General features: G+C 37.9%; 14 protein-coding genes. 11 read left to right on the forward strand and 3 right to left on the reverse strand.

Translation table 11 applies throughout. The annotated features are described in order from the left end of the window. Nucleotides 1-9: 9 nt before the first annotated feature. From mltG to BK584_RS01175, 5 genes are all read left to right on the forward strand, one after another. On the forward strand, nucleotides 10-1,173 hold the full coding sequence (gene mltG, locus BK584_RS01155; protein ID WP_078390890.1) for an endolytic transglycosylase MltG: 1,164 nt from the start codon (nucleotides 10-12) through the stop codon (nucleotides 1,171-1,173). 55 nt (nucleotides 1,174-1,228) lie between these two features. Further along, nucleotides 1,229-1,906 carry an O-methyltransferase gene (locus BK584_RS01160; RefSeq protein ID WP_078390891.1) on the forward strand — a complete coding sequence of 226 codons (678 nt, stop codon included), beginning with the start codon at nucleotides 1,229-1,231 and terminating at the stop codon, nucleotides 1,904-1,906. Beyond that, entirely contained in the window at nucleotides 1,903-2,550 is a 648-nt protein-coding gene (udk, locus tag BK584_RS01165; protein ID WP_078390892.1) for a uridine kinase, read from the forward strand. Before BK584_RS01160 ends, udk begins: the two co-directional genes overlap by 4 nt. Before the next feature lie 56 nt (nucleotides 2,551-2,606). Further along, nucleotides 2,607-3,083, forward strand: coding sequence for a transcription elongation factor GreA (gene greA, locus BK584_RS01170; protein ID WP_054711660.1), 477 nt, complete (start codon nucleotides 2,607-2,609; stop codon nucleotides 3,081-3,083). 147 nt (nucleotides 3,084-3,230) lie between these two features. Beyond that, complete coding sequence (locus BK584_RS01175) at nucleotides 3,231-3,860, forward strand: YrrS family protein (protein WP_169870976.1); 630 nt, start codon at nucleotides 3,231-3,233, stop codon at nucleotides 3,858-3,860. A gap of 28 nt (nucleotides 3,861-3,888) precedes the next feature. Here BK584_RS01175 and ligD read toward each other — a convergent pair whose 3' ends face one another. After that, complete coding sequence (gene ligD, locus BK584_RS01180) at nucleotides 3,889-5,676, reverse strand: DNA ligase D (protein ID WP_245808966.1); 1,788 nt, start codon at nucleotides 5,674-5,676, stop codon at nucleotides 3,889-3,891. Nucleotides 5,677-5,770: 94 nt separating this feature from the next. Here ligD and ku point away from each other — a divergent pair, with 94 nt between their 5' ends. From ku to BK584_RS01195, 3 genes are all read left to right on the forward strand, one after another. Beyond that, nucleotides 5,771-6,619: a non-homologous end joining protein Ku gene (gene ku / locus BK584_RS01185; RefSeq protein ID WP_078390895.1), complete on the forward strand. Its 849-nt coding sequence runs from the start codon at nucleotides 5,771-5,773 to the stop codon at nucleotides 6,617-6,619. A gap of 118 nt (nucleotides 6,620-6,737) precedes the next feature. Beyond that, nucleotides 6,738-7,433, forward strand: a complete 696-nt coding sequence (gene mtnN / locus BK584_RS01190) for a 5'-methylthioadenosine/S-adenosylhomocysteine nucleosidase (protein ID WP_078390896.1) — start codon at nucleotides 6,738-6,740, stop codon at nucleotides 7,431-7,433. An 87-nt stretch (nucleotides 7,434-7,520) separates the two neighbouring features. Then, nucleotides 7,521-7,751 (forward strand): YrhC family protein, encoded by a 231-nt coding sequence (locus BK584_RS01195; RefSeq protein WP_078390897.1) that lies wholly within the window; start codon nucleotides 7,521-7,523, stop codon nucleotides 7,749-7,751. A 49-nt stretch (nucleotides 7,752-7,800) separates the two neighbouring features. On the opposite strand, the gene BK584_RS01200 is transcribed toward BK584_RS01195, so the two are convergent. Both BK584_RS01200 and lplA read right to left on the reverse strand, forming a co-directional pair. After that, nucleotides 7,801-8,412 carry an NUDIX hydrolase gene (locus BK584_RS01200; RefSeq protein ID WP_078390898.1) on the reverse strand — a complete coding sequence of 204 codons (612 nt, stop codon included), beginning with the start codon at nucleotides 8,410-8,412 and terminating at the stop codon, nucleotides 7,801-7,803. Nucleotides 8,413-8,619: 207 nt separating this feature from the next. Next, entirely contained in the window at nucleotides 8,620-9,609 is a 990-nt protein-coding gene (gene lplA / locus BK584_RS01205) for a lipoate--protein ligase (RefSeq protein WP_078390899.1), read from the reverse strand. 244 nt (nucleotides 9,610-9,853) lie between these two features. Here lplA and BK584_RS01210 point away from each other — a divergent pair, with 244 nt between their 5' ends. The 3 genes from BK584_RS01210 (at nucleotide 9,854) to sigK (ending at nucleotide 12,846) form a co-directional block, all read left to right on the forward strand. Further along, nucleotides 9,854-11,032, forward strand: a complete 1,179-nt coding sequence (locus tag BK584_RS01210; protein ID WP_078390900.1) for a M20 family metallopeptidase — start codon at nucleotides 9,854-9,856, stop codon at nucleotides 11,030-11,032. 44 nt (nucleotides 11,033-11,076) lie between these two features. Further along, nucleotides 11,077-12,033: a bile acid:sodium symporter family protein gene (locus BK584_RS01215; protein ID WP_078390901.1), complete on the forward strand. Its 957-nt coding sequence runs from the start codon at nucleotides 11,077-11,079 to the stop codon at nucleotides 12,031-12,033. 105 nt (nucleotides 12,034-12,138) lie between these two features. Then, nucleotides 12,139-12,846, forward strand: coding sequence for an RNA polymerase sporulation sigma factor SigK (gene sigK, locus BK584_RS01220; protein WP_054711680.1), 708 nt, complete (start codon nucleotides 12,139-12,141; stop codon nucleotides 12,844-12,846). Nucleotides 12,847-12,877 lie beyond the last annotated feature (31 nt).

The following is a 12,877-nucleotide window of genomic DNA, read 5'->3' on the forward strand; positions in this document are numbered from 1 at the left end:
AGGCAATTAATGGCAAATAAGGAGAACCAATATAAAAAGAATGAAGTGTATCATGAACGAGCTTCACAAGCGAAAACTGTACGTAAAATCGTGTTGATTTGTGTTGCTGTCTTGTTTGCACTTGTCCTAGTGGTACTTATAGGTGGTTATACGTACTTATCTAATGCGCTTAAACCAGTTGATAGTGAAGGAGACAGCAGGGAAGTGGAAGTTGAAATCCCTGTTAATACGTCTACAAGTGGAATTGCGGCTATTCTAGAAGATGAAGGTGTTATTCGCAATGCAACAATCTTTCGGTACTACACACGTTATAAAAATGAATCTGATTTTCAAGCAGGAACGTATACACTAAATTCGGCTATGGAGACAGATGAAATTATCAGTAACTTAAAAGATGGTCGTGTCATGACTGAGACAGCGTTAACGATCACTGTACCAGAAGGTTTAACATTAAACACGTTGACTGAACGCTTAGCAGAATTTACGGGTAGTTCACAAGAAGATATTTTTGCGGTAATTGATGATACGGACTATGTTCATTCTTTGATTGATGAATACGAAATGTTGACAGAAGAGGTACTAGATGAAGAAATTCACCACCCATTAGAAGGTTACTTGTTCCCAGCGAGTTATCCATTTGAAAACGAACAACCTGATATTGAAACGGTTGTTAAAGCAATGCTTGATCAAATGGAAGTGATTTATCAAAATAACAAGGCGTATATTGAGGCAAGTGACTATACCTTTCATGAATTATTGACAATGGGTTCGATCATTGAAAGAGAAGCAAGAGAGGCTAGAGATCGATTCGAGATAGCCGGTGTGCTTCATAATAGACTTGACGATGACATGATGCTTCAAGTAGATCCTACAGTAGCTTATGCTCAAGGGGAACATATTTATATGACAACTTATGATGACTTAGATGTTGATTCTCCATATAATACGTACTTGTATACAGGGCTACCTCCTGGACCAATATCTACTGTACGTGAACAGTCAATTGTAGCTGCTGCTGATCCTAATGAAACAGACTATCTTTATTTTTATGCTCGTTACAATGGTGAGATTATATATAATGAAGACTATGACCAGCATTTAGAAGCTAGAAATACGTATAGGCATGAATGGGAAGAAGCAACGAACCAGGATGAAGAAAATGAAGAAGAATAGCGAGGACAATGAGGTTAATCCTACCTCGCTTTTTAGATAATAAAGGATGGACATGATGATTAAGCAAGAAATTAATGATTATGTAGAATCTTTGCTACCAAAGCGATCGGCTTTTCTTTCGGAAATGGAAGAGTTTGCTGTACGTGAACAGGTCCCTATTATGGAACTTGTTGCGATTGAAGCAATGCTTTTACAATTGAAAATGAAACAACCGTCAGCGATTCTTGAGATCGGGACGGCTATTGGATATTCCGCTATTCGAATGGCGGAAGCGCTTCCGTCTGCGCATATTACGACAATTGAGCGTGATGAAATAAGATATAGACAAGCAGTTGCTTACGTGAAGCGAGCTGGACTTAGTGATCGAATTACACTTATGCAAGGTGACGCCAATGAGTCAGTGGATCTTGTTGTACATTTAAAACCTTTTGATGTATTATTTATTGATGCTGCTAAAGGTCAATACAAATCATTTTTCGAAAAGTATACCCCAATGCTCTCTGAAGGTGGACTTGTACTTAGCGATAACATTTTATTTCGGGGGTTAGTAGCTGCAGATAATGATACGATTGAACCAAAGCGGTTACGAAAACTTGTTGAAAAGATAAAAGGTTATAATACATGGTTATGCCAACATCCATCATTTGAAACAAGAATATTACCAATAGGGGATGGTCTTGCCTGTAGCATAAAGCGAGAACAGGCAGGCAGTACGGGAGTTGAAAACAAATGAATGCAAGTAGACCCGTGATCATTGGAGTGGCCGGAGGTACAGGCTCAGGTAAAACAACGGTCGCAAAAGAAATATTTAATCAATTTAGCGAATCATCAATTGTTCTAATTGAACAAGATGCTTATTATAAAAACCAAGACCATCTTGAATTTAACGAACGTTTAAAAACAAATTATGACCATCCACTTGCATTCGACAATGAGCTTCTTTATGCTCATTTAATGCAACTGGCTGATCGTTCTCCGATTTTTAAGCCTTCTTATGATTATGCAAATCATACAAGGGCAGAGGAAGTCGTGAAAATTGACCCAAAAGATGTCATTATTTTAGAAGGAATTTTAATCCTTGAAGACGAACGTTTACGAAGCATGATGGATATAAAAGTGTTTGTTGATACTGATGCTGATATCCGGATTATCAGGCGATTGCTCCGCGATACACAAGATCGTGGCCGATCAATTGATTCTGTGATTGAGCAATATACAGCCGTTGTCAGGCCTATGCATCTCCAATTTGTTGAACCAACAAAACGGTATGCGGATGTCATTATACCTGAAGGCGGACAAAACAAGGTGGCAATCGATTTGATGGCAACAAAAATACGTACGATTATTGAACAGAAAACAAAAGATTTTTCAAATTGATTGCCAGCTTATTGGAAGTGGAAGTATTATTTAGCCAACAATGAGGAGTGAAAGTAATGTCAGAAGAAAAAAAGCATTATATGACTGAAGAAGGAAAGAAAAAATTAGAAGATGAGTTGCAACATTTAATAACAACTCGCCGTAAAGAAGTCGTTGAACGTATAAAAGTTGCACGCAGTTTTGGTGACCTTTCTGAGAATTCAGAGTATGATTCTGCAAAAGAAGATCAAGCCTTTGTAGAGGGAAGAATAGCACAACTAGAAAAAATGATTCGCAATGCCGTAATGATTGAAAAAGAAAAAGCAGCCGGCAATGTCGTATCATTAGGGAAAACGGTTCGTTTAATCGAATTGCCTGATGGCGAAGAAGAAGAATACACAATCGTTGGTTCAGCTGAATCAGATCCTCTTGAAGGAAAAATATCAAATGATTCTCCAATGGCGCAAAGCTTAATTGGAAAAACAGTTAATGATAAAGTTACAGTTAACACGCCTGCGGGTGAGATGGAAGTAGAAATCCTAGAAATTCGTTAAAAGGCGAACCTCCTGCATGATTCATGCAGGAGGTTCCTGTTTTTTGCCAATAAATTTATACATTATGACATAATTCTATGCTTGAAGTTCAGCTAATACGAGCTATAATGAAGACAGAGTATCATGCCCGAACGGAGGGAATCTAAAATGGGACAGCGTTATCAACAGCGAAAAAGTAAACGTGCAAATCAAATTTTAAATGTGGCGATTACGATCGTTGCCGTACTGATTATTTTTCTAGGAAGTAGCTTGGCGTTTAGTTATTTTAATGATTCATCTAAGGATACAGTTGTTGATGAGGAACAGACTGGGATTGGTGAGTCAGGTGATGGTGAAACGATTGAAGAAGGTAACGAAGAAGGTTCGTCTGATGGGAATGATAGCGAATCGAATGAAGATGCTACCAACGAAGATGAAGAAGGAACAGAAGACCAAGACGAAGGAACAGAAGAAGATAGTGCAAATGAAGATGAAGAAGGAACAGAAGACGGAGAAATGGTTGTACCAACAGAGCAAACGAATCCCAACCCAAATGATTTTTCTAGCGCTGGGCAAAACTGGAGCGAGATGTCAGAAGCTGTTCATTTAGGTGCAGGATTAGATGAAGCATCGACAACAATTATTCGGTTAGAAAATGGTGGGTCCACAACAAGTGCACGAGGAATTTTATTAGATCGTAATTCCAGCATGTATTATGACGTTCGGATTCAATGGGAAGACAATGTTGGTTGGAGAGTTGAATCGGTAGAAGAATCAGCCACACAACCAAGTTATTAAAAGCAATGCGCATATGCGCATTGCTTTTTTATTGGATTTTATCTAATATCTTCAGAAATTCGCTTCTACTTACTCTTTTATGGTTATAATTTGCAAATGGGTTCTGAAGGCGTAAAAAGCGTTCATAGACCATTTTTTGAGTAAATTGCTCTGGAGTAAGTGTAGTGGAATGCAACTCTTCTTCTGTGAGAGGCGTTGCAATATAACCGGATTCTCTCATCGAATAAGGAGCAATAACTGTTTTATTGAAACTATGTTGAACATAATCAAGATAAAGTCGTCCTTTCCGGTTGCGCTTCAAACGTTCCGTAGTGTATAGCTCTTTTTTTTGTTTACTTAAAAATTGGGCTACAAAGGAGAGAAATCGCGCTGTCTCTTCGTACGATATGGCATCCTCTTGCAAAGGGACGTGAATCTGTAATCCCTTACCGCCGGTTGTTTTACAAAAAAAGGGCAAATCAAATCGCTCAAAAATTAACTTAATATCGAGGGCAGCTTCTCGAGCTAAACTAAAAGTAGTATAATCAGGCGGATCAAGATCTAAGACAATTTCACTAGGTTTTGAATACTGTACAGGTTGGAATGGAACATGGAGTTCAAGAGCCAACTGGTTTCCTAACCAAAGCAATGTATCTGGATTATTACAAAGAATGTATTCAATGTTTTCTAGCCAGGCAGTTTGCACATAATCTGGCGCATAATTTGGTACGTGTTTTTGATAAAACCGTTCTTTCTGCATCGTTCCGTGTGGGAATCGAATAACCGTGAGGGCTCGATTGTGGAGAAATGGTAGCATAAAGGAACTAGCTGCTTGTAAATAATTTAAGTACTCTTTTTTGTTTGTATGAGCCCAAAGAGGCTTGTCCAAACTAGTTGTGTGTAAGGTTTCTGGTAAAGGAAACAATGACCTATAAAGGGATAGTAACGTGACTGTTTCAACTTTTGTATCATGCTTAAAGCGTGCAAAGTGAACTTCTCTTAACTGACCACCAGCGAAATCAATACAGGCTAATTCAACAACGATCGTGGGTGGTAAGGAAATTCCAGTCTTCTCTTTTTTACCATGTGAAAGAAAAAATTGTTTTAACGTTTTATGCTCTTCAGAAGTGATACCGTGCTTAAAAACAGCTACTTTTAGTAGTTGTTGATTATCACGCACGCTGCCATGAAAGTATCCATTCGATTCTTCGTAAAACGTAACAAGTACTGATATATAGCGATAGCGTTTAAGCTTTAACCATTCTTTTGTTCGAGTACCATCGTGGTATAACCCTTTTGTGTTTTTTGCAATAAGCCCCTCACCGTTAAAACGTTGCACGAGATCATAAACAGAAGTAATTGTGTCACTTGAGATACAGTGCAAAGTGTTTTGCCAACATGAAGGTGATAATTGTGAGATATTTGCTTTTTGGCATAACTGGATTAATTCATAACGCCTCTCTGTATACGCTTTTCTTTCTTGTGGTAGATCAAACGCAATCCATTGACAAGGATGAATGATGGATTCTCTTTTTATTCTTACTTGATTGGTCATTCGCGAACGAGTTTGTACAATATGAAAATGGCTTGCATAAGCGTTCTGCAAACAAACGAGTTCACCATCCATTAAAAGGGGTAAAGAAGGTTTAAGGTTTTCTTGGACTTTTTCTAGCGCTGATACCACTTCAGGAAAAGTACTGTTTAAAATTCGGTCATTACGGCTTCGAAGTTCAATCCTATTAGCTGTTAACAAAACCATACATCGAAAGCCATCGTACTTCACTTCAGCTAAACCAAAATCATTGGACGGCATTTTTGTGGTTTCTGTTGCTTTCATTGGCTTCAAAAAATCACCTCATATTTATTTTGCCCAAGTGTTTCCTGTGATATGAAAGATACAGGATGCACATAGTAAGGAGGAGGTGAAAGAAATGCATACTGTTTGGAAAGGAAGCATTCAATTCGGGTTAGTCCATATACCCGTTAAATTGCATACTGCCACGGAAAATAAAGATATTAAATTAAGACAACTGCATAAAAAATGTCACACACCCATTTCTTATGAAAAAAAGTGTCCACATTGTGATGAAGAGCTTAAGCAGGATGATATTGTTAAAGCATATGAGTATGTAAAAAATAAATTTGTTGTATTAGATGCTGAAGAACTTGAACAATTAAAAAAAGAGAATGAAGACAAAGCCGTACAAATTTTGGATTTTGTACAACTTAATGAGGTAGATCCGATTTACTTCGACCGCTCTTATTTTTTGGCACCAGGTGATGGTGGTGCTAAAGCATACTCACTACTACAACAAGCGCTTGTAGATTCAAAAAAAATAGGAATCGCTAAAATTATTATTCGTTCAAAGGAACATCTAGCGATTGTAAGAACATATAAAAACGCACTAATGATGGAGACGATTCACTTTCCGGATGAAGTAAGAGCGGTACAAGATGTGCCTAATTTGCCCGATGCGATTACCGTTGACGATAAAGAATTAAAAACAGCCTTACTATTAGTTGATCAATTAACAACGACTTTTGACCCAGAAAAATACAATGATGAGTACCGTGCTCAATTAATGTCATTAATTGAACAGAAGCAACAAGGTGAAGAAGTTGTTGCTGCTAAGCCCGTAAATAAAGCAGAGGAATCCAATGTGACCGATTTAATGTCAGCTCTAGAGGCCTCACTTGAACGGACAAAACCTAAGCGTAAAAAAGCTGTGGCGAGTAAAAGAAAAACAACAACAAAATCAACTACGAAGAAAAATGCATAAAAGAACAGATGCTGAAAACAGCATCTGTTTTTAGATTCCTCTTCTTTTTCAATGAAATCTTCGCGTGAGATGTGTATACTAAATACGAATGCATGATGCAGGAAAGGAAGAGATAGAGATGAAAATTGGAATTATTGGTGCGATGGAGGAAGAAGTTGAATATTTACGAAGTAAAATCGTTAAACCAGTTGTAACAACAATAGCTGGCTGTGAATTCACTGAAGGCGTGATTGGGGTTACAGAAGTTGTATTAACACGTTGTGGAATTGGAAAAGCAAATGCGGCTTTAGCAACTGCATTATTAAATGATCGCTTTGCACCTACCTATGTCATTAATACAGGTGTAGCTGGCGGTTTAAACGCATCGATGTCTGTTGGTGATCTAGTAATCTCAACTGAAGTGCGCTACCACGATGTAGACGCTACTGTTTTTGGATATGAATACGGTCAGGTTCCTGGAATGGTTTCCGCCTTTTTACCTGAAACACAATTAATAGCTGTTGCTAAAAGAGCAGCAGAAAAAGTCGGATTTCACACTCAGAAAGGCTTAATCGTTACGGGAGACTCTTTTATGAGTGAAGAGGCACGTGTGAAAGAAGTGAAGTCTCTGTTTCCAACTGCCTATTGTGCAGAAATGGAAGCTGGTGCGATTGCTCAAGTATGCCATCAATTTGCCACACCTTTCGTTATCATTCGAGCTTTATCAGATGTAGCGGGTCAAGATGCAAAAATGTCATATGATACATTTTTAGAGAAATCGGCTGTAAACTCTGCAAAGCAAGTTATGTTCATGATTGAAGAGTTAACGGTATAAAGTTCCTTTCTTGGTAAGAGTCTTTAACGCCACTCTTGCTATTTTTTGTTACGATAAGAGCAGAAGCAAAGTGAGAGGGTGATAGGAATGGAAAAAGAGATAAAAAGTTTAAAGTTTGCACAACAAGATTATCAAGCCTATAGCATCGTTTTCCTTGCGGTAAGTATCTTTTTAACGATTGGCTTGTGGTTACCAGCTCCTTATCGAATTGAAACAACTGTTCTTTTTGCTTGCGTGATAGGAGCATCGCTTGTGTTCAGTCTCTCATGCTACGGATTGTCTTGCCATGCTAAGAAAAAACTTGAAAAACAATCATAACGTTTAAATGTAGACTCCCCGCTTTTTCATAAGCAGGGGAGTTTTTAGATTACTTTTTTAGTTGATCGATAAAACTTTGTAAAATACGACTGGTAAGACCCCATACGATACGTTCTCCGTATTTATAAAAATACTCTGGCGTCTGGTAAGTTCTCTTATCATAAGCGACTCGATTAGCAATCTCTTCAATCGGAAAACCTGTTCCGGGTTCAATAGTGATGTTCATAAACCCAATGGCTGGAGGGGTATCTAATAAATAAGAAAGGGGAATCGTAAACCAATCGTCAACTTCCTCTTTATTAGGCTGTATGTTCTCAAGAGACTTTATATACGCAGCATATGGATGGATTAATCCACGTCTTGGCGTTTCAATTGTAGGAAGAGGGGCTAAAATTGAAACCAATGAACCATCAATACCAAACTCTTCTGTGAGTTCTCTTAGTGCCGCTTCTTCTGGGCTATCGTCACCATTGTCAATTCTTCCTCCTGGAAAACATGTTTCTCCCGGCTGCGCGCTAAGGGTGAGGGCGCGTACTTGGAAGAGCACGTGAAGCTCTTGATCAATAAGGACGAGAGGCAGAAGTACAGCTGCATCTTTATTATTCAGTGTATTTGGTTTTTGTAGCATTAACTTATTTTTAATTTCGTCTACATGTAACACAAAGATCCTCCTTACATAAACTTTTGTGTAAGATCTTTTAACAAAATGGATGAAAGTACCTATAAAATAAAGTACCTTATAAATAAGGAAAGGATGCAACCCTTGCTTCCAAATTGTTCTTTCTTGTCTCTCTCCCCAATTGAGGCGACCTGATGGTCGCCTATTTTTTTCTTTTTTTTTTGAGAAAAGCCGACCATAAGTCAGCTTTTAATAAATGAGCGATAGAAAATCCTCTTTTTCGATGTTTCCAAAGTATGCTTTTAAGTCAATATCTGCTAATGTGTCTTTAATGTCATCGTAATTATAACGATTTCCAATTAACTGATTCTCCAGTTCGGAGACATCAGCTACACCAAAGAAATCACCATATATTTTACAATTCTCTATTACGCCTTTTTTTACATTTAAGCGTAGGTCTATTGAACCCACAGGGAAGCGCTTTGTGCGTTGAATATCAAACGCAGGCGATTTGCCATAGTTCCAATCCCAGTTTTGGTAACGTTTTTTTGATAATGCCTGAATTTCTTCCCACTCATTTTTCGTGAGCTCATGTTCTGGAATTTGAGCTTGGCCACCAAATATATAGCCTAAGAGCATTTGTTTGAATTCATCCATCGTAAGGGGATCTGTTAGGAACTCAGAAATATTGGCCACTCGGCTTCTAATCGATTTAATTCCTTTTGATTTGATCTTGTCATCTTTTACTTTTAATGCGGAAACGACATTTTCAATTTCTGACTGAAGCATTAACGTACCGTGTGAAAACATGCGTCCTTTTGTTGTAAATTGAGCATTGCCAGAAATTTTTCGTTCACCAACTTGAAGGTCATTTCGACCGCTTAATTTAGCGTCCACACCTAATTTCTGTAACGCCTGAACAACGGGTTCAGTAAACTTCTTGAAGTTGTGGAATGAGTCTCCATCATCCTTTGTTATAAAACTGAAATTCAAATTTCCTAAATCATGATAAACAGCTCCACCACCAGAAAGTCTTCGTACGACATGAAGATTCTGATCATTTACATAGTCAAGGTTAATTTCCTCAAAAGTGTTTTGATTTTTACCGATAATAATGGATGGTTCGTTTATGTAGAAGAGAAGGTACGTTTCATCTGGATCAAGATTCTTGAGTGACCACTCTTCGATCGCTAAATTAATACGAGGGTCAGTTATATTCCCATTGTCAATAAACTTCATTGTTCGTAAGCCCCTTTCAAAATGACTGTCCTTTTAAGTATACTCATTTATGTCTTTTAAATCGAGTGATCGGCTTTCATTCAAGATGACTCTCTTTACTTGTAAGTAAAAGGGGTAGTAGCAGTGTTAGGAGACGGTCAACTTAGTTTTAGTAACAACGAATAGATCAATTCCGATTAAGGTTGGAGTATAATAAATAATTGTCATGTACTATTTGAAATTAAGAAAAGAAAGGAGTAGTTATATGAAACAAAAAGTAAGTTCAAAAATTGAAGCGAATCGGCAAACATTTTATGAAGTAAGCCAACACATTGGAAAAAATCCGGAACTAGGACATGAAGAATATCTTGCCTGTAATACGTTAACAAATTTATTGGAAACACACGAATTCCAAGTGACTAAGGAAATTTGTGGATTGAAAACGGCGTTTGAAGCAGTCTTCGATAGTGGGAAAGAGGGTCCGAAAATTGGTTTTATGGCTGAATACGATGCACTTCCACAAATTGGTCATGGGTGTGGTCATAATCTCATAGGTACCGCATCAGTTGCTGCTGCAATTGGATTAACTGATGTAATAAATGATCTAGGAGGAAGTATTTATGTATATGGAACGCCTGCTGAAGAGACTAGAGGCGGCAAAGTGACTATGGCTGAAGCGGGTGTCTTTCATCATTTAGATGCTGCAATGATGATTCATCCGTATGCACGTTACGAAGAGAGTGGAGAATCATTGGCAATGGATGCAATACAATTTGACTTTTATGGGAAAGCAGCTCATGCTGCAGCGAGCCCACATAAGGGTATTAATGCGCTTGATGCAGTTATTCAAACGTTCACAAATATAAATGCTTTAAGAGAGCATGTAACGTCAGATGTCCGTATTCACGGAATTATTCCTCATGGTGGTGAAGCTGCTAACATTGTCCCGGACTTTGCTAGAGCTCAATTTTACGTGAGGGCTGCAACTAGAAAAAACTTGAATCTAGTCCTTGAAAAGGTAAAGAATTGTGCAAAAGGAGCTGCTTTAGCAACAGGCGCAAAGCTCAAAACGAGTTTTTATGAATTTTCTTATGACCAAATGCACACCAATCAAACACTTTCATCACTTTTTAATAAGAATTTAATTGAGCAAGGGATAAAACCGGAAGAAGTTTGCCCCAAAACACTCGGGGGATCACTGGATATGGGTAATGTAAGTCAACTTGTACCTTCGATTCATCCTTATATTAAAATAACCGATGAGGACTATGCTTGTCATACGGTTGAATTTAGAGATGCCGCATTAAGCGAACAAGGATTCGATGGACTACTATTAGGAGCAAAAACGTTGGCGCATACGGCTTATGATTTACTTAGCAATCCGATTTTAATGCAAACCATTAAACAAGAATTTTCAACATGGAAGCAAATAGATAATGGTTAAAGTAAGATGTAATTCTAAAAAAGGCAGTGGTGTTTTTTTGAGAATTGATTGGTTTCGTAATGGTTAATCAATTTTTACAAAAAAGGCTGCCCCTCCTTACTCCAATAGCGGTGCTTGTAGGTGTATTAAGCTTTGAAGCATTAGAAGTGTTTGTTTTTTTAGTTCCATGGATTTTTGCATGTATGTCATTTGCTAATAGTATTACGATTCATCCAAAAGAAATGACTGAAATCGCTCGTTTCCCTTTATCTTTTACATTAGTGCTGATGGGACTACATATTCTAATGCCAATTTTAGCATTTGTGCTTGGTTGGTTAGTGTTTCCAAATGATTTATTGACTCGCACGGGATTGCTCCTTGCATTTTCAATTCCTACGGGGATTGTTTCTTTAATGTGGATTTCAATTTATGGAGGCAATCGGACGCTCGCCCTTTGTGTTATTTTAGTTAATACGCTGTTGGCTCCGATACTCATACCAGCTACGTTAACTGTTTTTCTAGGAACTGTAATTGAATTAGATTCTACTGGGATGTTGCTGGGGATCTTTTGGATGGTTGTTGCGCCTTCTGTTTTAGCTTTAATCATTCATGCAATCAAACCACGCTGGGTGCAACCGATTCATACAATAGGGGCCCCGTTAACAAAAATAGGTTTACTAGTTGTTATTTGCTTAAATAGCTCGGTAGCCGCTCCATATTTTAGAGCGATGGATATGCATTTAGTTATTATTGTTATCACAGTATTATGTTTGGCAATTACCGGTTATTTCTTAGGTCTGATACTAGGTCGTATCGGTCAAGTGAATGAAGCAGAAAAGATGAGTATGATGTTGCTATGTGGTATGCGCAATATTGGAGTTGGTGCGGCTATCGCGGTTGTTTATTTTCCTCCTATTGCAACATTACCCGTAATTGTCGGTACGTTGTTCCAACAAATATTGGCAGCTTATTTTGGGAAATGGCGAGCCAAAAAAATGGCAAGGTCCATTCATGCTGCTTAATATAGATAAATTGAGTATCCAACCCTTTTTCCAATAAAATAATATCGTACAGACACAGTCAAGCCTAACTTTGCATAGATATAACCATTCCCTGGAGGTGAATCTATGTCAGGCTTCTTAGCAGCAATTAGTTACTTCATGAAAGAAGTACTTGTTTTTGTATCCTATGTTAAAAATAATGCCTTTCCGCAACCGTTAAGTAAAGAAGATGAGAAAAAGTACTTAAAGCTTATGGCTGAAGGTGATCCTGAAGCTCGTAATTTATTAATTGAACATAATCTTCGACTCGTCGCTCATATTGTCAAAAAATTTGAGAACACGCGTGAAGATGCAGAAGACTTAATTTCAATTGGTACCATCGGTTTAATAAAAGCGATTGAAAGTTATTCGGAAGGAAAAGGGACTAAACTAGCTACTTATGCGGCAAGATGTATAGAAAATGAGATTCTAATGCACTTAAGAGCACTAAAAAAGGTGAAAAAAGATGTATCCTTACATGACCCCATCGGTACAGATAAAGAAGGCAATGAAATTAGCCTAATTGATATCTTACAAGAAGATGCAGAGGATATTGTGGACATTTTACAGACTGAGATGGAAAAAAAACAAATTTACGAATACATCCATGTGCTTGATGAACGGGAAAAGGAAGTCATTGTTGGACGTTTTGGTTTGCAAATGGAAGAGGAGCGGACACAAAGAGAAATAGCAAAGGAATTAAAGATATCGAGAAGTTATGTGTCACGTATTGAGAAGCGAGCGTTAATGAAGTTGTTTCATGAATTTTATAAACACAGCCGGGGACGGAATTAAAGGGATACGCTTAGCAAGTGCTAAGCGTATC

Origin of the sequence: Shouchella patagoniensis (assembly GCF_002019705.1) — a bacterium.
Lineage (GTDB): Bacteria > Bacillota > Bacilli > Bacillales > Bacillaceae_D > Shouchella > Shouchella patagoniensis.

Coding starts and splice junctions, on each gene's coding strand:
- sigK (WP_054711680.1), top strand. CDS start 12,139: ATGTCAGGCTTCTTAGCAGCAATTAGTTACTTCATGAAAGAAGTACTT.
- ligD (WP_245808966.1), bottom strand. CDS start 5,676: ATGAAAGCAACAGAAACCACAAAAATGCCGTCCAATGATTTTGGTTTA.
- lplA (WP_078390899.1), bottom strand. CDS start 9,609: ATGAAGTTTATTGACAATGGGAATATAACTGACCCTCGTATTAATTTA.
- ku (WP_078390895.1), top strand. CDS start 5,771: ATGCATACTGTTTGGAAAGGAAGCATTCAATTCGGGTTAGTCCATATA.
- mtnN (WP_078390896.1), top strand. CDS start 6,738: ATGAAAATTGGAATTATTGGTGCGATGGAGGAAGAAGTTGAATATTTA.
- BK584_RS01210 (WP_078390900.1), top strand. CDS start 9,854: ATGAAACAAAAAGTAAGTTCAAAAATTGAAGCGAATCGGCAAACATTT.
- udk (WP_078390892.1), top strand. CDS start 1,903: ATGAATGCAAGTAGACCCGTGATCATTGGAGTGGCCGGAGGTACAGGC.
- BK584_RS01175 (WP_169870976.1), top strand. CDS start 3,231: ATGGGACAGCGTTATCAACAGCGAAAAAGTAAACGTGCAAATCAAATT.
- BK584_RS01195 (WP_078390897.1), top strand. CDS start 7,521: ATGGAAAAAGAGATAAAAAGTTTAAAGTTTGCACAACAAGATTATCAA.
- mltG (WP_078390890.1), top strand. CDS start 10: ATGGCAAATAAGGAGAACCAATATAAAAAGAATGAAGTGTATCATGAA.
- greA (WP_054711660.1), top strand. CDS start 2,607: ATGTCAGAAGAAAAAAAGCATTATATGACTGAAGAAGGAAAGAAAAAA.
- BK584_RS01160 (WP_078390891.1), top strand. CDS start 1,229: ATGATTAAGCAAGAAATTAATGATTATGTAGAATCTTTGCTACCAAAG.